Here is an 18,993-nt window from a genome sequence, read left to right as displayed (position 1 = left end):
ATAAAAAAAGGTACGCATAATGCGTAATGCCGTTCACTTAACGTGAACGGCTTTCTTTTTTATGGGATATCGGTCCTTCGAACACTTCAACACTCTAGGATAACTACGCTCCCTCTTTCCTTCTAAAACAAACTGTTTTGCATTTTTTTCTATATCAAAGATTACCTTAGGAATATTGCCGGGAGATATGCTAGGAAGTTGGGATAGTTTAAAAATAATATGCGACGACGCTTCTCTAAAACTCAATTGGTTAGGGAAGACCCCTTTTAATGAGTGTGCCATCAATACCATCTTATATCTCAGCAAGTTATACGCAAGAAGGACTCCCCACAACTCCTGCCTAATTAATTCCGGAAGCTGACTTCTGAGTGTAAACCGAGTTTCAAGCATATACTGCTTCATCTCTCTGTACCCCAACTCTATCTCCCATCGATGTGCATATAAATCAACGATTTCACCTGATGGATAACGCATTGGCTCTGTGAGTGAAGTGATGATTTGCAGCGTTTTTCCTTTCACTGTTTTAGTGAGTAAACGTGCTTCCATAAACTCAGGTAAATCAGGCCTTTTCTTTCTAGATTGAGGGGTTGTGGTTAGCCTGATAAGCTTATCTTGTCGCCCTAAAGAACGTACCACTTCATATTGTGTATTCTTCTTCAATGGCATTAACCAATGTCTATTACTGCCAGCTTGTGACCAGTCATGTAATAACCCCAACGAGTAAAAGCCCCGGTCGAACAGGGTTAAACTGTTATCCGGCGTATTGTTGATGAGATTAGCGGCTAATGCCATTTCATTTTCAGCTACACTCCCAAAAGATGAGTCGACTAACAGATGACTACTGAGTTCCATTAGACACACCATGCGAACTTGAGGATAGGAAGCATTACTCGATTGGTTGCTCGTGCGAGAAAAGGCGCTATCGTTTTCAGGTGTATCAGGGGTTCTCCAGACGACACCGTCCACGCCATAAAGATTAAGGCCGCACCATTGTGGATGCTCAGCCAGCATGTTCCATCTCTTTTGAGTCTGTCGAAAAATATCTTTTACAACGTCACTGCCCAATTTCTTTCTTGCCTGAGTGACAGCACTTCGAGCAACATAATCGACCTTATTTGGGAGGATAATATCCAGTTTATTAATCAGTTGCCTAACGGACTCCCCCCGAAATAAAGCCATGCCGATAACAGCCCAAATCATAGACTCCATAGGTAATTTTCGCTTACGAAGCGTGGCTACACCATTGGATTGTAAACAGTTTTGAATAAGCTCTGGACAAAGAAGCTCCCCAAGATTGGTGAACTCAGTAGGTCGATTGATAGAAGTACGCGCTAAAGCTTCAGAAAGTTCCATTAAAAAATCCAGTACAAACAAGAGTCTGTACTGGATTTTGACGGCTTTTAAAGATCAGTCAACCGATCATATTGGCATTAACTGATCGGCATTACGCATAATGCGTACCTTTTTTTATCTAAACAGGATTAAGCTACGATAAGTACCTTACTGGTGTTAGTACCACCAATGGTTTCCATCGCATCACCTTTAGTCATTAGCACCATATCACCGCTGTTTAAATAACCAGCCGCTTGCAATGCTTCCAGTGCTTTCTTAGCAAGTTCATCTGCAGGGTGTGCAGTAGAATCAAAGTAGAAAGGTTGAACACCGCGATAAAGAGCCATTTTAGCAAGTGTCGCATCATGACGAGATAAGGCTAAAATTGGTAAAGCTGAACTGATGCGAGACATTAACTGTGGTGTCGCTCCAGATTCAGTTAGCGCAACAATCGCTTTAACACCTTCTAAATGGTTAGCTGCATACATAGTAGAAAGCGCGATAGTTTCTTCAACAGAAGTAAAACGCTCATCTAAACGATGTTTAGACACTTGAACGCTTGGATGCGCTTCAGCGCCCAAACATACATTTGCCATCGCCAATACCGTTTCTTCAGGGAAATCGCCAGCAGCGGTTTCAGCCGAAAGCATTACCGCATCAGTACCATCAAGTACAGCGTTAGCAACGTCCATCACTTCTGCACGAGTAGGCATTGGGCTGGTGATCATTGACTCCATCATTTGGGTCGCAGTGATCACTGGCTTATTGAGTTGACGTGAACGGCGGATCAGTTTTTTCTGTACTGCCACTAACGCAGCATCACCAATCTCAACGCCCAAATCGCCACGCGCAACCATTACTGCATCAGATGCTAGAATCACATCATCCATCGCTTCGTCAGTAGCAACTGCTTCAGCACGTTCTACTTTAGATACGATTAATGCATTGCTACCCGCTTTTTGAGCTAGCTCACGAGCATAATTCAGATCAGCACCAGAGCGAGGGAATGATACCGCAAGGTAATCCACTTTAATTGCCGCAGCTGTGATGATATCTAGCTTATCTTTTTCTGTCAGCGCTGCTGCAGAAAGACCACCGCCTTTTTTGTTGATCCCTTTGTTATTTGAAAGTGGACCAGCAACGGTGACTGTAGTGTGAACCTTGTTACCTTCAACTTTTTCAACTTGAAGTTGAACACGGCCGTCATCGAGCATCAAGATATCGCCAATAGTGACGTCTTTTGGTAACTCTTTATAATCGATACCAACTTGATTCTCATCACCTTGGCCTTTTTCTAGGTCGGCATCTAATACGAATGCTTTTCCTAGATCAAGTTGGACTTTTTTATTGTCCTTAAAGGTAGATACACGGATTTTTGGACCTTGTAAGTCACCTAGAATAGCAACATGTACACCAAGTTCTTTGGCGATGTTTCTAACATCTGTTGCGCGTTTTTGGTGGTCTTCAGGTGAGCCGTGAGAAAAGTTAAGGCGAACAACGTTTGCACCAGCTTTGATAATACGACGTAGGTTGTCGTCACGATCAGTCGCTGGACCGAGTGTTGTTACAATTTTGGTTCTGCGGAACATGAGATACTCCGTTAAGTTTAAAAAAAATCTTACTCTATATTAACAGACAAAAATGAGTTTTGTAGGAAAATTACAAACAAAATGATCTATCTCAAATTATTATTTTTATGAAGACTGCGATTAAAAAATAAAAAAAAGGCGGAAGAGAATACTCAAACCGCCTTTTGTCCTTACAAAACCGAATTATAGTATCGATTCTTTCTCTATGCGTGACTCTTTTAAGGCCTCTTTTACACGTTTGAGACTTTCTCTAAAACGAGGTCCTCGGCGCAGGGTAAAGCCTGTCGCTAATACATCTACAATCACTAATTGAGCAAGACGCGAAGCCATTGGAAGGTACATATCGGTATCTTCTGGTACTTCCATTGTCACAGGTAAGGTGCATTCGTTGGAGAGTGGTGAGTTACGGGAGGTTATTGCAATGACTGCTGCACCATTTTCACGCGCTAAACGCGCAATATCGATAAGCGATTTTGTGCGACCAGTGTGCGAAATTAGCACGACAACATCGCCCTCTGAACTATTAATACAACTCATGCGTTGCATTAATACATCGTCAAAACAGATCACGGGCACATTAAAACGGAAAAATTTATTTTGCGCATCGTGAGCAACAGATGCTGAAGCGCCTAAGCCAAAGAAAGAGATTTTATTGGCTTGAGTCAGCACATCTACCGCCTTATTTATCGCAGCAGTGTCTATACTCTGTCTTGCTGTATCTAGTGCAGCCATTGACGATTCGAAGATTTTAGTCGTATAAGAGTCGGGACTATCATCTTCTTCAACATGACGACTAACATAAGGCGTACCATTCGCTAAGCTCTGCGCTAAGTGCAGTTTGAAATCAGGGAATCCCTTTGTATCTAAGCGACGGCAAAAACGGTTAACTGTAGGTTCACTGACATCGGCCATTTTGGCGAGAGTAGCGATGCTAGAGTGAATTGCAGTCTGAGGCGATGCTAAAATTACCTCAGCAACTTTGCGCTCCGATTTACTGAATTGAGTTAGGCTATTTTGAACCTTTTCTAGAGTATTCATATGCGTACATCCACTCGATGGTAATGTAATTATATTTATTCTTTTATGTCGTTAAAGAAACAAACAAAAGTGCTAAAGTTTAGCTTATATAACGAATTATGATTTAACTACAAAGCAAACTTTCTGCTAGATATAGTAATTTTATCACGAAAAGCATATCAGATTTTGAGGTCTTGTTACTAGTTTACTTATAGCTCGATTTTCACAAAATTATGATGCAATAATTAGATTCTGTTGTTATATTACAACAAACGTGTGTATTTCTCATTGACTTGATGAGGCACAGTGACATAGGAGATTTTTAAGCTATGGGCATGACATCACCAGAAGCCAAAGCTTGTGATTTTGTATTGTTTGGGACTAAAGGCGATTTAGCAAGGCGTAAATTACTGCCTTCATTATACCAGCTAGATAAGGCTGGTCTGCTTAATGAAGAGACTAAGGTAATTGGTGTCGCTAAAGACGCGTTTACTCAAGATGAATATCAAGCGATGGTTATCAAGGCGTTAAATAGCTTTGTAAAAGAACCACTGTGTACAGATACGCTTGAACGATTTTTAAAGCGTTGTATCTATATTGGTACTAATTTTACCGAATCTGAAGGTTATAAAGCATTTCATGAGGTGCTAGAGCCTGAAAAGCGCGTGATGGTTAATTACTTCGCGACACCCCCAGCCATTTTTGGCGATATTTGTCGTTGTCTAAACGAACAAAATCTTATCTATCCAGATACTCGTGTTGTTCTTGAAAAGCCAATTGGCTCCGATCTCAAATCTTCTAAAGTCATCAATGATCAAGTCAGTGCTTATTTTAATGAAAATCAAGTTTATCGTATTGACCACTATCTAGGCAAAGAGACGGTACAGAATCTCATCGCATTACGTTTTGCTAATTCTCTGTTTGCGTCTAAGTGGGATAACCGCACAATCGATCATGTACAAATTACCGTAGCCGAAGAAGTGGGTATTGAAGGCCGTTGGGGTTATTTTGATAAAGCCGGTCAAATGCGAGATATGATTCAGAACCATTTATTACAGGTTTTGACTTTGGTCGCAATGGACCCTCCAGTAAATCTGGATGCTGATAGTATTCGTGATGAAAAGGTAAAAGTACTTAAATCACTGAGAAAGATCGATGCCGATAATATTTACGAGAATACCGTTCGTGGTCAATATTCTGCTGGTTTCTTAAAAGGCGCGCCTGTTCCTGGTTATTTGGAAGAGGAGGGTGCTAATACCCAGTCTCATGCAGAAACGTTTGTTGCACTGCGTGTCGATATCGATAACTGGCGTTGGGCAGGGGTGCCTTTTTATCTGCGAAGCGGTAAGCGCATGCCTACCAAGAGCTCTGAGATTGTCGTTTACTTCAAAAATCCACCTCATAATCTGTATCGCTCTAGCTATAGAAATTTGCCTGCAAATAAATTGACTATACGCTTGCAGCCCCATGAAGGTGTCGAGATCCAGATGATGAACAAAGTCCCTGGTCTTGAGCAGAAACAACGTCTGCAAACCACTAAATTGGATTTGAGTTTTTCTGATACGTTTAAAAATGATCGTATAGCCGATGCTTATGAGCGTTTATTACTTGAAGCTATGCTGGGTAATCAGGCGTTATTTGTTCGTCGTGATGAAGTGGAACAAGCGTGGAAATGGGTCGATGGCATCATTCAAGCGTGGGAAGAAAGTAACGAAAAGCCAAAACCTTATCCTGCGGGAAGTTGGGGTCCTGTAGCATCAGTTGCTTTGATAGCAAAAGATGGCCGTTCGTGGGATGAGTAAAGGAGTTAGATTATGATTAAAGAATCTGTATTCAAATCATTTGATAGCAAATCAGCATTAGAAGCACAATTAGCCGATCGTATCGCGAATCAATTGCAATCGGCAATTGATGCTCGTGGTAAGGCTAGCCTCGTGGTTTCTGGTGGATCAACACCGCTAGCGTTATTTGAGCTACTTAGCCATAAAGCCATTGAATGGAACGATGTTTACATCACGTTAGCCGATGAGCGTTGGGTCGATACTGAGTCTGACGATTCTAACGAGAATCTCGTTAGGCAACATCTGTTACAACATCGCGCAGCAGCTGCAAAATTTCGCGGCTTAAAGAATATGTTTTCTACCGCTGAAGCGGGTGTGGAAATGGCGATAGAGCAGCTAGCGAACTTTCCAAAGCCGTTTGATGTCGTTGTTCTTGGTATGGGCAATGACGGTCACACCTGTTCTTGGTTTCCCTGTTCACAAGAGATAGAGCAAGCATTAACAACTGATGCACTTTGTCTTGCTGTTAATCCTGGGGCGGCGCCACATGGCAGAATGACAATCTCTAAACAGGGGATTTTAGCGAGTCGCCAAATATACTTACACATTGTCGGTGAACAAAAGCTGACTGTTTACCGTCAAGCGCTTGAAAATGAAGACGCCAAAGCGATGCCAATACGAGCCGTATTGGCTCAACATCGTACGCCCGTTGATGTTTATTGGAGCGCTTAAGGAGCTATATTATGCACGCAGTAGTAAAGTCGGTTACCGACAGAATCATTGAGCGAAGCAAACATTCTCGCGCTCAGTACCTTAAAGCCCTTGATGAGGCCAAAGCCAACGGCGTTCATCGTAGTAGCTTAAGCTGTGGCAATTTAGCTCACGGTTTCGCCGCGTGTAGTCCAGCGGATAAGAGTACGATTAAAGCGCTCACAAAAGCGAATATAGGTATTGTGACCGCATTTAACGATATGCTGTCAGCACATCAGCCTTATGAAAGCTATCCGCAGCTACTAAAAGATGCTTGCCAAGAAGTGGGTAGTGTTGCTCAGGTTGCTGGCGGTGTTCCTGCGATGTGTGATGGGGTCACTCAAGGCCAACCGGGTATGGAGCTTAGTTTACTAAGCCGTGAAGTTATCGCGATGTCGACCGCCGTAGGGTTGTCGCATAACATGTTCGATGGTGCGTTACTCCTCGGCATCTGCGATAAAATTGTGCCTGGTTTGCTGATTGGTGCGCTCAGCTTTGGCCACTTGCCAATGCTATTTGTGCCAGCTGGGCCGATGAAGTCGGGGATCCCAAATAAAGAAAAAGCACGTATTCGTCAACAGTTTGCTCAAGGTCAAGTCGATAGAGCTGCACTGCTAGAAGCTGAGTCGAAATCTTATCACAGCGCTGGAACCTGTACCTTCTACGGTACCGCGAACAGCAATCAGCTGATGCTAGAAGTGATGGGACTGCAGTTACCTGGTTCTTCTTTTGTTAATCCTGATGATCCTTTGCGAGAGGCGCTAAATAAAATGGCGGCTAAGCAAGTGTGTCGTTTAACCGAAATGGGCACCCAATATACGCCTATTGGTGAAGTGGTTAATGAGAAGTCTGTGGTCAACGGTATCGTGGCATTACTTGCTACGGGCGGTTCAACCAACCTGACAATGCATATTGTGGCAGCGGCTCGCGCAGCTGGAATAATCGTTAACTGGGATGATTTTTCAGAGCTATCTGATGCGGTACCTTTACTGGCTCGTGTTTATCCTAATGGCCATGCCGATATTAATCATTTCCACGCTGCTGGGGGCATGGCGCTGTTGGTAAAAGAGTTACTCGATGCAGGTCTATTGCATGAGGATGTCAATACGGTTGCAGGGTTTGGCCTTCGCCGTTATACCCAAGAGCCTAAATTGATCGACAACGAATTAGTTTGGGTTGATGGTCCTACTGTTTCACTGGATAAAGAAGTGTTAACTGCAGTTTCAGAACCGTTCCAAAGTAACGGTGGCTTGAAATTACTTAAAGGTAACTTAGGACGTGCGGTTATTAAGGTATCTGCAGTGGCAGAAAAGCACCGTTTAGTGGAAGCACCGGCAGTCGTTATTGATGATCAAAATAAACTTGAAGCGATTTTTAAAGCTGGTGAACTCGATAAAGACTGTGTCGTTGTCGTTAAGGGCCAAGGTCCTAAAGCGATAGGCATGCCTGAGTTGCATAAGTTGACACCGATATTAGGAACGTTGCAAGACAAGGGCTTTAAAGTTGCGTTGTTAACTGACGGACGTATGTCTGGTGCCTCAGGTAAGGTACCCGCTGCAATCCATTTAACGCCAGAGGCGCTTGATGGAGGCTTGATTGCCAAAGTACAAAATGGCGATTTGATACGGGTTAACGCTAACACTGGTGAAGTGACTCTTCTTGTGGATGAGAGCATTTTAGCTGCTCGTGAAGCAGGTAAAGTCGATCTTCGTCGTACGAGTTATGGTATGGGACGTGAGCTATTTGCGGCACTACGTTCAAATTTAAGTAGTCCAGAAACGGGTGCTCGTTGCACTACGACTATCGACGAAAATTATTAATCATTGAGGAAGAGTAAAGCAATGGCTGAGAATAACTGGTCAATCCAACCGCAAGATATTTTTAAACGTAGCCCAATTGTTCCTGTGATGGTGATTAATAAGATAGAAGATGCCGTGCCATTAGCGCGGGCTTTAGTCGCCGGTGGGATCAGTGTTTTAGAAGTGACTTTGCGCACGCCTTGTGCGTTAGAGGCGATCACTAAAATAGCAAAAGAAGTACCTGAAGCACTTGTTGGTGCGGGAACCATCTTAAATGAAGCTCAGCTTCAACAAGCTATTGATGCCGGTGCTCAGTTTGTTATAACGCCTGGTGCGACGACCGACCTGCTTAAAGCTGCTATGGCAGGTACCGTACCGCTAATTCCTGGTGTTGCGAGTATCTCTGAGGTGATGGCGGGCATGGAACTTGGTTATACTAACTTCAAGTTCTTTCCTGCGGAGGCTTCTGGTGGCGTAAATGCATTAAAGGCATTTTCTGGTCCACTTGCTAATATCCGATTCTGTCCAACTGGTGGCATTACCCCAAGTAGTTATAAAAATTACTTAGCTTTGAGCAATGTTGACTGTATCGGTGGCAGCTGGATCGCACCTACTGATGCGATGGAACAGGGCGATTGGGATCGTATCACTCAGCTTTGTAAAGAAGCGATTGCCGGCATTTAGGCTGCAGCTTATTTAAATTAAAACCTCTGCTTAGCAGGGGTTTTTTTTTGACTATTTTTCGGGGGAATAATGATATTCGCCATTAGTGTTCCAAATTCGATATCTTAGCTGTGCGCCTTGAGGTAGATAAAATACTTTAGGTAAACGGCTATCGTAGTTGAGCATTAATGATCCTGGGATAGTTAAAAAGGCTTCGGTTTTTGCCATATCAAAACAGGCCATCATAGTACTCGGGCCTTCGGTTATCGTATTGACTTGATAATATTCATATCCCCAGCCACTGAGAGTCATATGCTGTAATGTTCCGCTTAAACCATGCTTATTACAGTCAACCCATTTTTTTTGGCCGATACTAACCTCTAGCTTATAGTGCTGTTCATCGGCTAATTTAGGCAAGGCAATAACATGTTGAACCATGCCTTGAATGGGTTCGGGAAACATCTTACTGCTTTCATTTACTTGATAATTATTACTGTCATAAACTGAGATGGTCGCTGATGAATCCATATTGATACCTGTGTGTTGTGGTGTAGCAGCTTGAGCAAGGGTTAGTGGGCTGAGCGCTAAACTGCTTGCTAAAACCGCGTATTTTAGCGATTGGATCAGTGATTGTTTCATGGATGCTCCTAAGGTACGTATTGAATCTATCTTACGGTATAAACGCCGATTTTTGTGAAAAGGGTTATTCATTGTTAGATATCTGCACCATTGATGCAGATTATGCTTAGTTATCTCAATCTCTCCGAGGATTTATAGATGAGGCAATGCTAGATGTCTGATATTGAAAAGATATAAATTTAAATATTTAGTTTGGCTGTCAAATTATATTCGTTTAGTATATTTTGATTATCAAACTAAATAATTTGACTTTATTATTGGATACCTACTCGATGAAACACAGTATTGAGCCTTGGCAGCATAAGCATCGTTTTTCAAACATTAATACCAGTGGTGAGCGTAATACTCGCTATGTGTTATATCTAACGCTGATCACTATGGTCGCAGAGATTGTCGCAGGTATTGTCTATGGTTCGATGGCGTTGCTTGCCGATGGTTGGCACATGGGAACCCATGCCGCCGCATTTATGATCACCCTATTTACCTATCGTTATGCCAAGAAATATGCAGATGACCCTAAGTACGCTTTTGGTACCGGTAAAGTGAGTGTACTCGGTGGCTTTACGAGTGCAATTGCGTTGGGACTCGTTGCGTTATTAATGGTTGTAGAATCGATAAGTCGGTTACTTAACCCTGAGCATATTCAATTTAACGAAGCTATTTTAGTGGCTGTGATTGGTTTAACGGTAAATGTAGTATCCGTTTTCTTGTTAAAAGATCACCACAGTCATGATCATCACGGACATCACCACCACGGCAACGGACATCATGCTCATAGCCATAATCCTCATAGTCATGAACACCATCATGCCCATGAGGGGGCCGACCATCATGCACACCAGAGCAGTCTGGGACACGACAGCGACAGTCAAGCAAAGCCAACTCATGATCACAACCTCAGGGCGGCCTACTTTCATGTGCTTGCAGATGCATTGACCTCGCTATTGGCGATTGGCGCACTATTGTTCGGCAAATACCTAGGGTTAAACTGGCTCGACCCGGTTATGGGCATCGTTGGCGCGATTATTATTACGAGCTGGGCATGGGGCCTAGTTAAGCAAACGGGACCAATATTGCTCGATGCCAGTATCGATGACGAATATATTTCGAAAATGGTGGCCACAGTGGAAGAGGAGGAGGATCATCAGGTTACCGATATTCATGTTTGGCCAGTCAGTGCCGACCACCATGCAGCAATGATTTCAATTGTGAGTCATCACCCCAAAGATACCGATTATTTTAGGGCTAAGTTAAGTGCGTTTAAGCGTATTGATCATCTGACGGTTGAAGTATTTACTTGTCGTCAACAAGAGTGCGGTGTTAATCAGAGTCAAGCGATAGAAAAATAGAAGGAACAATGAGTTGGATAAGTTGAGTCATGAAATCGTAGAGTTTTATGAAAAGCTCTCCTCGTGGGAGCATTCCGTCGTTAAAAATGCAGGTTATTCTTTGCCCCAAGTTCATGCCGTCGAGATCTTAGGTGCCAATGGCGCTATGCGAATGAAAGAGCTCGCCGAAAAGATAGGTATTACCACAGGTACCTTGACGGTACAAATAGATAAGATGGAAAAGGCTGGTTTAGTTACTCGTAAGGCCCATGTTAGTGATCGCCGTGCCATCTTGGTTGATTTAACCGATAAGGGGGTGGCCGTCTATAAAGAGCATGATCAGCTGCATCACACGTTAACGACCCAAATAACGGCTAAGTTTAGTGATGATGAAAGGCAGCAATTGTTAACTTTCTTTGAGCGGATAAATCAAGAGTTTTAATGTTTTCGATACCATTATTAATGGGTGGGTTAATCATTAAGGTAAATTGATATTCGTAGCGCCTAACAGATAAGGATAGGCCGCGCGCAGCCGCGTTCTATCCTAAGTGTTGGATAAGCACGAGCTTGCTGGAAGTGATACCTTTTATATCGTCACTAACGGCGTGAGAGTTCACGCGAGTTTAGGTGTGATCTCATCAGTGACTCTTTTTGCAGCTCACCGCTATCTCTTAGCATGGAAAGCTACCGCTATATCAGAGCGTTAACCATTTCCTTTTTGTCTATATTTTTCGGTCTCTTAAGTTTGTATTCTTGAGCTTTCCCAGCTTAAACAGTAGCGTTAGGTGGTGTTGCTTATGGTTTTTTTTACGCTCATTAATGAGAGTTTTGCCTAAGCCAATCCTGAGCATCTGTCATCATTTTGTCTCTATGTGTCGCCACATATGTCGCCATTATGGCGCTATCCACGCTTGTATCGCTCCCCATTTGTTACGACTTTAGTCTAAAAATTAACAATATTGTCGACAAAATAAGTCATTGAGCTTGTGTTGGTATTCATTCGTGGCTATATTGTCGACAACATGGTTTTCTAATTGAGTTTTTTATCAAGATGGCATTTGAATCCAAACCCGCTGTGACTTCGGCAGACAAAACCTTTTATCAGCTAAGACAAGACATCGTCGAAGGTGTTGTGGCAGCGGGTTCTAAGTTAAGTGAAACCGAATTGTCGACAACTTATGGCGTTAGTCGTGCGGTGATACGTGAGGCGATAAACCGTTTGGAGTCATGTCACATTGTGGAGCGTAAAGCCAATGTGGGTGCCAGAGTGGTTGCGTTGACATCTGATGGCTTACTTGAACTTTATCAAGTACGCGAGTCGCTGGAGGGAATGGCGGCGAGGCTGGCGGCGAAAAATATGACCAACGATGAGATTGGTGAATTAGAGGCCTTACTTAAAAGCCATTTTCAAGATGTTAAGCAAGGTGAATCTTATTATCAAGAAGCCGGTGATGTCGACTTTCACTATCGCATTATTCTCGGCAGTAAAAACAAACACTTAATCTCTATGCTGTTTGACGGGATTTATCATCTTGTGCGCATGTATCGAGTGCAGTTAGGTATGGCTGGGCCGCGAGTGACCACCGCTTTTGATGAACATAAACATATAGTACAAGCCATCGCCAATCGGGATGAAGAGTTGGCCGAGATGTTGATGCGCCGCCATATTATGTATTCAAAAAATAATATTAAGAACAAGCTTTCATAAATCAAATAGAAGAGGAATCTAGCATGAGCGCAGGTAAAAAATTCCGTCAGGCCTTGGCTGATAATAAGCCATTGCAAATCGTGGGAACGATTAACGCCTACACAGCCATGATGGCGAAACAAATTGGCCATCAAGCTATCTATCTTTCTGGTGGCGGCGTCGCGAATGCGTCTTATGGATTACCCGATCTTGGTATGACATCTCTCAATGATGTGATTGTCGATGTGCAGCGTATTACCTCAGCCTGTGATCTGCCCCTTCTGGTTGATATCGATACTGGATGGGGAGGCGCATTTAACATTGCCAAAACCATTCGCGATATGGAAAAAGCGGGCGCTGCGGCTGTGCATATGGAAGATCAAGTGGCGCAAAAACGCTGCGGTCATCGCCCAAATAAAGAGATAGTGTCAACCGAAGAGATGGTTGATCGTATCAAGGCAGCCGTTGACGCGCGTACCGATCCTGATTTCTTTATCATGGCGCGAACCGATGCATTTGCCCAAGAAGGACTGGAAGCTGCGATTGAGCGAGCGAAAGCCTATATCGCTGCCGGAGCCGATGGCATTTTTGCCGAAGCGGTACAAACCGAGGCGCATTACCGCGCGTTCGCTGGTGCGATTGACGCGCCGTTACTGGCCAATATTACTGAGTTTGGTCAGACAGAGCTTTGGAATAGAGAGCAGCTAGGAGCGTGGGGCGCTGACATGGTGCTTTATCCACTTAGCGCCTTTAGAGCAATGAATAAAGCGGCTGAAAATGTCTATACCGCGATATTACGTGACGGTGACCAAAAAGCCGTTGTCGACACCATGCAAACCCGCATGGAGCTATATGATTACCTCGGTTATCACGATTATGAGCAAAAGCTAGATAGCTTATTTGCCGAAGGTAAAAATAAATAGTGTGGCTTGAGCTGCGCAGTTAATCCTAAGTGATGAGCCGCAGCTCAATAAAGAACAGGTTACACCCTACGACCAAGATGATACTTGGTGACACAAATAATAGAGATTCCAAAAGGAACACATTATGGTTGATAAAAAATTGAGTGGTGCAGGTCTTCGCGGACAAAGTGCAGGTGAAACGGCGTTATGTACCGTGGGTAAATCAGGATCTGGTCTGACTTATTGTGGTTATGACGTATCTGATTTAGCCGACAATGCGACCTTTGAAGAGGTTGCTTATTTACTGTTTAATGGCGAGCTTCCTACTGCGGCGCAGCTAGACGCATACAAAAGTGTATTGATGTCGCAGCGCGATCTGCCTCAAGCCCTTAAAGAGGTATTGCAGCGTATTCCTGCCGATGCTCATCCAATGGATGTGATGCGTACAGGTTGCTCGTTTCTCGGTAATCTCGAACCAGAGGTTGATTTCTATGAGCAACATAAAGCCGCTAATCGCTTACTGGCAGCGTTCCCCGCCATCATGTGTTACTGGTATCGCTATAGCCATGAAGGTGTTGAAATAGAGTGTACAACCGATGAAGACTCGCTCGGTGGACATTTCCTTAAACTGTTAAATGGTAAAACGCCATCAGAGCAACATCGCAAAGTGATGGATGTGTCGCTAATTCTTTATGCTGAGCATGAATTTAATGCATCGACCTTCACCGCGCGTGTATGTGCCTCAACCTTATCTGACATGTTCTCCTGTATTACCGGCGCTATCGGCTCGTTGCGCGGTCCATTGCACGGCGGCGCTAACGAAGCTGCTATGGAGATGATCCAGAAGTTTAGTTCGCCAGAAGATGCCAAGGTGCAGATGGCGGGTATGCTTGAGCGTAAAGAGAAGATCATGGGTTTTGGCCATGCGATCTATCGTACATCGGATCCACGTAACGTGATCATCAAAGCTTGGTCTGAAAAGTTGGCGCAAGAGTTTGGTGATACCTCTTTATATGATATCTCAGTCGCGTGTGAAGAGTTTATGTGGGATACCAAAAAGCTATTTTGTAACGCTGACTTCTTCCATGCATCGGCTTATCACTTTATGGGGATCCCGACCAAATTATTTACTCCTATTTTTGTCTGTTCACGTTTAACAGGCTGGGCCGCCCATGTGATGGAGCAGCGTGCTAATAATCGTATCATTCGTCCAAGTGCGGATTATGTTGGATCTGAGCCACGTAAAGTTGTGCCTATTAGCCAGAGATAAGGGCGCAGGTAAACAGAATAAATAGTGAGCCCGATTGATGATATTAAATGGCCAGTCTGATCACACCGTCGCAACGTATCAGAGTGTTTTGCCATCAGTTGGGGGATTTTTCGCGCAGCATAAGAGGTTGTTTATGCTGCGCATCACGCCAAGAGATGAGTTGGTCATTAGCATAGCGGTTATCACCGTTAGCGACTAAGTGTCGATGTGGCGTGAGCGTCAATAATTCAGTGGATGATGTTATGAACACAACACACCGTAAACCGCTTGCCGGTACCACGTTAGATTACTTTGACACCCAAAGTGCTGTCGATGCTCTAGTACCTGGTGCCTACGATAAACTTCCTTATACCTCTAAAGTGCTTGCCGAGAATTTAGTTAGACGATGTGAGCCATCGATGCTCAATGATGCGTTACTGCAGCTTATTGAGCGTAAGCGCGATCTTGATTTTCCTTGGTATCCAGCGCGGGTCGTTTGTCATGATATTTTAGGGCAAACTGCGTTAGTGGATTTGGCGGGTCTTAGAGACGCGATTGCCGATAAAGGTGGCGACCCTGCAGAGGTTAACCCTGTGGTGCCAACTCAGCTAATTGTGGATCACTCGTTAGCCGTCGAACATGCAGGTTTTGACAAAGATGCTTTTGCTAAAAACCGTGCCATCGAAGATCGTCGTAATGAAGACAGGTTTCACTTTATCAACTGGACCAAGAAAGCATTTAAAAATGTCGATGTGATCCAGCCTGGCAACGGCATTATGCATCAGATCAACCTAGAAAAGATGTCGCCCGTGATTCAGTCTCGTGATGGCGTTGCTTTTCCTGATACCTTAGTGGGCACAGACAGCCATACTCCCCATGTAGATGCACTTGGTGTTATCGCTATCGGTGTGGGTGGTCTAGAAGCCGAGAACGTCATGTTAGGCCGCCCCTCATATATGCGTTTGCCCGATATTATCGGGGTCGAATTAACTGGTAAGCGTCAAAGTGGCATTACAGCAACCGATATCGTATTAGCCTTAACCGAGTTTCTACGCGAGCAAAAAGTGGTGTCATCCTACTTAGAGTTCTTTGGTGAAGGTGCAGCCAACCTTACCCTTGGTGATCGCGCGACCATTTCTAACATGACGCCCGAGTTTGGTGCATCGGCGGGCATGTTCTATATCGATCAACAGACTATCGATTATTTGACCATTACTGGTCGTGATAGTGAGCAAGTTAAGCTGGTCGAGAACTACGCCAAACAAACAGGCCTTTGGGCTGATAGTCTCAAAAATGCTGAATATGAACGAGTGCTGAGCTTCGATTTATCCAGTGTCGTGCGTAATATTGCCGGTCCTTCTAATCCTCATCGCCGAGTTGCGACCAGTGATTTAGCGGAGAAAGGGATATCAGGTATCGTCGAGAATGAAGCTGGATTAATGCCTGATGGTGCAGTAATTATTGCGGCTATTACTAGCTGTACTAATACCAGTAACCCTCGTAACGTTATCGCGGCGGGTTTAATCGCTAAGAAAGCCAATGAACTTGGATTAACCCGTAAGCCTTGGGTGAAATCCTCATTTGCTCCTGGTTCAAAAGTGGCCGAGCTCTATCTGAAAGACGCCAACTTGTTGCCTGAACTTGAGCAACTGGGTTTTGGTATTGTTGGCTTTGCTTGCACGACCTGTAATGGCATGAGCGGCGCCCTTGACCCAGTTATTCAACAAGAGGTGATCGATAGAGATCTATACGCCACCGCAGTCTTGTCGGGTAACCGTAACTTCGACGGCCGTATTCATCCATATGCTAAACAAGCCTTTTTAGCATCGCCTCCGCTAGTCGTAGCTTATGCAATTGCCGGTACGATCCGCTTTGATATCGAGAAAGATAGCCTAGGGCTCGATAATGCTGGCAACCCAATTCTGCTTAAAGATATTTGGCCAAGTGATGAAGAGATCGATGCTATCGTTAAGGCAAGCGTTAAGCCTGAGCAGTTCAGAGAGATCTATACGCCAATGTTTGATATCGCTGTCGATTACGGCGAGCAAGTGAGTCCACTGTATGATTGGCGCGCTCAAAGTACCTATATTCGTCGTCCTCCCTATTGGGAAGGCGCGCTTGCTGGTGAGCGAAGCTTAAAAGGGATGCGTCCTTTAGCCGTGCTTGGTGATAATATTACTACCGATCACTTATCGCCATCAAATGCGATTCTGGCAAGTAGTGCAGCGGGTGAATACTTAACCAAGATGGGTTTGCCTGAGGTTGATTTTAACTCCTATGCGACTCACCGCGGCGATCATCTTACGGCTCAACGTGCGACCTTTGCTAACCCTAAATTGATCAATGAAATGGCGGTAGTTAATGGCGAAGTGCAGCAAGGCTCGTTAACCCGTCTTGAGCCAGAAGGGCAAGTGACGCGCATGTGGGAAGCGATTGAAACCTATATGCAACGTAAACAGCCGTTGATCATTGTTGCTGGTGGCGATTACGGACAAGGCTCATCACGAGACTGGGCTGCGAAAGGGGTTCGTCTTGCTGGCGTTGAAGCGATTGTCGCCGAAGGCTTTGAGCGTATTCATCGCACTAATTTAGTGGGGATGGGCGTGCTGCCACTTGAATTTAAAGCGGGGGATACACGTAAAACCTATGGTATCGATGGCACTGAGACTTTTGATGTTGTCGGTGAGCCGACCCCAAGAGCCGATCTGATCTTAGTGATCTATCGTCAAAATGGTGAACGTATCGACGTTCCAGTGACCTGCCGTTTAGATACCGCAGATGAGGTGTCTGTCTATCAAGCGGGTGGCGTATTGCAGCGTTTTGCTCAAGATTTTCTTGAGGCTAAAAAGGCATAGATGATCTTAGCGGTGGCATGGAGCTACTTATGCCACCGCTAGACTTGCTAAAGGAATGACCATGAAACAGATAAAGATTGCCGCAACTTATATGCGTGGCGGCACGAGTAAAGGGGTGTTTTTTGCCCTAAACGATCTGCCTGAGGCGGCCAAGGTGCCAGGCGCTGCGCGTGACGCTATGCTGTTGCGGGTGATTGGTAGTCCCGATCCTTATGGTAAACATACCGATGGCATGGGCGGCGCGACCTCTAGTACCAGTAAAACGGTGATCCTATCGAAAAGCACTAAAGCGGATCATGATGTTGACTACCTTTTTGGCCAAGTTGCGATAGATAAACCTTTTATCGATTGGAGCGGCAACTGCGGTAATTTAACCGCTGCTGTGGGCGCGTTCGCGATTAGCAAAGGATTGGTTGATCCAATTAATGTTCCCGGTAACGGGGTTGCTGTGGTGCGAATTTGGCAAGCCAATATTAGTAAGACCATTATCGCTCACATCCCGATGCAAGATGGTGAAGTGCTTGAGCTAGGTGATTTTGAGCTCGATGGTGTTACGTTTCCAGCGGCCGAAGTCTTAGTTGAATTTGTCGATCCTGCCGATGGTGAAGGCGCAATGTTCCCTACAGGCAATTTGGTCGATGAGCTTAACGTACCGGGTGTTGGCACCTTTGCCGCGACCATGATCAATGCGGGGATCCCAACGATATTCTTAAATGCGCAAGAATTGGGATACGATGGCACCGAATTGCAAGAAGTGATTAACGGCGATGCTGCTGCCTTGGCTAAGTTTGAGTTGATCCGTGCTTATGGCGCGCTGAAGATGGGTCTTATTGACGATATTGAGCAGGCTAAAACTCGGCAACATACGCCTAAAGTGGCCTTTGTTGCACCGCCGACAGCTCATATATCATCGAGTGGCAAAGCTGTCTCAGTAGATGATGTCGATCTGTTAGTGCGTGCCTTGTCTATGGGCAAATTACACCATGCCATGATGGGCACCGCGGCGGTTGCTATCGGCACGGCGGCAGCTATTCCCGGAACCTTAGTTAATTTGGCTGCTGGCGGTACTGAACGCAGTCATGTGCGCTTCGGTCATCCTTCTGGGACGCTAAAAGTCGGCGCTACAGCAGCTCAAATTCAAGGTGTGTGGAGCGTTGAGAAAGTCAGTATGAGCCGCAGTGCGCGAGTATTGATGGAGGGATATGTCAGGATCCCACCCTTAGACTCAGTTTTATAACGTCTGATTATTGAAATCGTTTCCGATAAAAGGATGCAGTAATTCGCATCCTTTTTTGTAATGAAAATAAGAGTTTGCTAATTAGCGTTAAATTTAGCCAGCAATAGTCAAAACGTTTAAGGCCTAATTTTTGTACCGTATTATTCTAAAATAGATTACTTATAA

15 protein-coding genes are annotated in these 18,993 nt (G+C 44.5%); 11 read left to right on the top strand and 4 right to left on the bottom strand.

From position 1 onward, the window contains the following. Nucleotides 1–33 precede the first annotated feature (33 nt). The 3 genes from K0I62_RS10565 to K0I62_RS10555 all read right to left on the bottom strand — a co-directional run bounded on the left by K0I62_RS10565 (nucleotide 34) and on the right by K0I62_RS10555 (nucleotide 3,959). Nucleotides 34–1,353 (bottom strand): IS4 family transposase, encoded by a 1,320-nt coding sequence (locus K0I62_RS10565; RefSeq protein ID WP_220068122.1) that lies wholly within the window; start codon nucleotides 1,351–1,353, stop codon nucleotides 34–36. Between the two features lie 128 nt (nucleotides 1,354–1,481). Then, on the bottom strand, nucleotides 1,482–2,921 hold the full coding sequence (pyk, locus tag K0I62_RS10560) for a pyruvate kinase (protein ID WP_220068121.1): 1,440 nt from the start codon (nucleotides 2,919–2,921) through the stop codon (nucleotides 1,482–1,484). Between the two features lie 183 nt (nucleotides 2,922–3,104). Further along, nucleotides 3,105–3,959, bottom strand: a complete 855-nt coding sequence (locus K0I62_RS10555) for a MurR/RpiR family transcriptional regulator (RefSeq protein ID WP_220068120.1) — start codon at nucleotides 3,957–3,959, stop codon at nucleotides 3,105–3,107. Between the two features lie 308 nt (nucleotides 3,960–4,267). Here K0I62_RS10555 and zwf point away from each other — a divergent pair, with 308 nt between their 5' ends. The 4 genes from zwf to K0I62_RS10535 are packed head-to-tail and all read left to right on the top strand — an operon-like array spanning nucleotide 4,268 to nucleotide 8,952. Then, the gene (zwf, locus tag K0I62_RS10550) at nucleotides 4,268–5,740 is read left to right on the top strand and encodes a glucose-6-phosphate dehydrogenase (RefSeq protein WP_220068119.1); all 1,473 of its coding nucleotides are present in this window, start codon (nucleotides 4,268–4,270) and stop codon (nucleotides 5,738–5,740) included. A gap of 12 nt (nucleotides 5,741–5,752) precedes the next feature. Further along, nucleotides 5,753–6,451 (top strand): 6-phosphogluconolactonase, encoded by a 699-nt coding sequence (gene pgl, locus K0I62_RS10545; RefSeq protein WP_220068118.1) that lies wholly within the window; start codon nucleotides 5,753–5,755, stop codon nucleotides 6,449–6,451. Nucleotides 6,452–6,462: 11 nt separating this feature from the next. Beyond that, complete coding sequence (edd, locus tag K0I62_RS10540) at nucleotides 6,463–8,289, top strand: phosphogluconate dehydratase (RefSeq protein WP_220068117.1); 1,827 nt, start codon at nucleotides 6,463–6,465, stop codon at nucleotides 8,287–8,289. Nucleotides 8,290–8,310: 21 nt separating this feature from the next. Next, nucleotides 8,311–8,952 carry a bifunctional 4-hydroxy-2-oxoglutarate aldolase/2-dehydro-3-deoxy-phosphogluconate aldolase gene (locus K0I62_RS10535; RefSeq protein WP_220068116.1) on the top strand — a complete coding sequence of 214 codons (642 nt, stop codon included), beginning with the start codon at nucleotides 8,311–8,313 and terminating at the stop codon, nucleotides 8,950–8,952. 51 nt (nucleotides 8,953–9,003) lie between these two features. Here K0I62_RS10535 and eco read toward each other — a convergent pair whose 3' ends face one another. Continuing rightward, nucleotides 9,004–9,570 carry a serine protease inhibitor ecotin gene (eco, locus tag K0I62_RS10530; RefSeq protein WP_220068115.1) on the bottom strand — a complete coding sequence of 189 codons (567 nt, stop codon included), beginning with the start codon at nucleotides 9,568–9,570 and terminating at the stop codon, nucleotides 9,004–9,006. A 272-nt stretch (nucleotides 9,571–9,842) separates the two neighbouring features. Here eco and dmeF point away from each other — a divergent pair, with 272 nt between their 5' ends. The 7 genes from dmeF (at nucleotide 9,843) to prpF (ending at nucleotide 18,828) form a co-directional block, all read left to right on the top strand. Further along, nucleotides 9,843–10,919, top strand: coding sequence for a CDF family Co(II)/Ni(II) efflux transporter DmeF (gene dmeF, locus K0I62_RS10525; protein WP_220068114.1), 1,077 nt, complete (start codon nucleotides 9,843–9,845; stop codon nucleotides 10,917–10,919). Between the two features lie 13 nt (nucleotides 10,920–10,932). Beyond that, nucleotides 10,933–11,340 carry a MarR family winged helix-turn-helix transcriptional regulator gene (locus K0I62_RS10520; RefSeq protein ID WP_220068113.1) on the top strand — a complete coding sequence of 136 codons (408 nt, stop codon included), beginning with the start codon at nucleotides 10,933–10,935 and terminating at the stop codon, nucleotides 11,338–11,340. Nucleotides 11,341–11,949: 609 nt separating this feature from the next. Continuing rightward, complete coding sequence (locus K0I62_RS10515; protein WP_220068112.1) at nucleotides 11,950–12,606, top strand: GntR family transcriptional regulator; 657 nt, start codon at nucleotides 11,950–11,952, stop codon at nucleotides 12,604–12,606. A 23-nt stretch (nucleotides 12,607–12,629) separates the two neighbouring features. Next, nucleotides 12,630–13,508: a methylisocitrate lyase gene (gene prpB, locus K0I62_RS10510; protein ID WP_220068111.1), complete on the top strand. Its 879-nt coding sequence runs from the start codon at nucleotides 12,630–12,632 to the stop codon at nucleotides 13,506–13,508. Between the two features lie 124 nt (nucleotides 13,509–13,632). Further along, nucleotides 13,633–14,757, top strand: coding sequence for a bifunctional 2-methylcitrate synthase/citrate synthase (prpC, locus tag K0I62_RS10505; RefSeq protein WP_220068110.1), 1,125 nt, complete (start codon nucleotides 13,633–13,635; stop codon nucleotides 14,755–14,757). 242 nt (nucleotides 14,758–14,999) lie between these two features. Then, entirely contained in the window at nucleotides 15,000–17,591 is a 2,592-nt protein-coding gene (gene acnD, locus K0I62_RS10500; protein ID WP_220068109.1) for a Fe/S-dependent 2-methylisocitrate dehydratase AcnD, read from the top strand. Between the two features lie 55 nt (nucleotides 17,592–17,646). After that, on the top strand, nucleotides 17,647–18,828 hold the full coding sequence (prpF, locus tag K0I62_RS10495) for a 2-methylaconitate cis-trans isomerase PrpF (protein WP_220068108.1): 1,182 nt from the start codon (nucleotides 17,647–17,649) through the stop codon (nucleotides 18,826–18,828). The last annotated feature ends 165 nt before the right edge of the window (nucleotides 18,829–18,993 follow it).

The sequence above is a fragment of the Shewanella psychrotolerans genome, assembly GCF_019457595.1.
Classification (GTDB): Bacteria; Pseudomonadota; Gammaproteobacteria; order Enterobacterales; family Shewanellaceae; genus Shewanella; species Shewanella psychrotolerans.
This window is presented reverse-complemented; position numbering and strand designations above follow the sequence as displayed.

Coding starts and splice junctions, on each gene's coding strand:
- K0I62_RS10565 (WP_220068122.1), bottom strand. CDS start 1,353: ATGGAACTTTCTGAAGCTTTAGCGCGTACTTCTATCAATCGACCTACT.
- pyk (WP_220068121.1), bottom strand. CDS start 2,921: ATGTTCCGCAGAACCAAAATTGTAACAACACTCGGTCCAGCGACTGAT.
- K0I62_RS10555 (WP_220068120.1), bottom strand. CDS start 3,959: ATGAATACTCTAGAAAAGGTTCAAAATAGCCTAACTCAATTCAGTAAA.
- zwf (WP_220068119.1), top strand. CDS start 4,268: ATGGGCATGACATCACCAGAAGCCAAAGCTTGTGATTTTGTATTGTTT.
- pgl (WP_220068118.1), top strand. CDS start 5,753: ATGATTAAAGAATCTGTATTCAAATCATTTGATAGCAAATCAGCATTA.
- edd (WP_220068117.1), top strand. CDS start 6,463: ATGCACGCAGTAGTAAAGTCGGTTACCGACAGAATCATTGAGCGAAGC.
- K0I62_RS10535 (WP_220068116.1), top strand. CDS start 8,311: ATGGCTGAGAATAACTGGTCAATCCAACCGCAAGATATTTTTAAACGT.
- eco (WP_220068115.1), bottom strand. CDS start 9,570: ATGAAACAATCACTGATCCAATCGCTAAAATACGCGGTTTTAGCAAGC.
- dmeF (WP_220068114.1), top strand. CDS start 9,843: ATGAAACACAGTATTGAGCCTTGGCAGCATAAGCATCGTTTTTCAAAC.
- K0I62_RS10515 (WP_220068112.1), top strand. CDS start 11,950: ATGGCATTTGAATCCAAACCCGCTGTGACTTCGGCAGACAAAACCTTT.
- prpB (WP_220068111.1), top strand. CDS start 12,630: ATGAGCGCAGGTAAAAAATTCCGTCAGGCCTTGGCTGATAATAAGCCA.
- prpC (WP_220068110.1), top strand. CDS start 13,633: ATGGTTGATAAAAAATTGAGTGGTGCAGGTCTTCGCGGACAAAGTGCA.
- acnD (WP_220068109.1), top strand. CDS start 15,000: ATGAACACAACACACCGTAAACCGCTTGCCGGTACCACGTTAGATTAC.
- prpF (WP_220068108.1), top strand. CDS start 17,647: ATGACCATGAAACAGATAAAGATTGCCGCAACTTATATGCGTGGCGGC.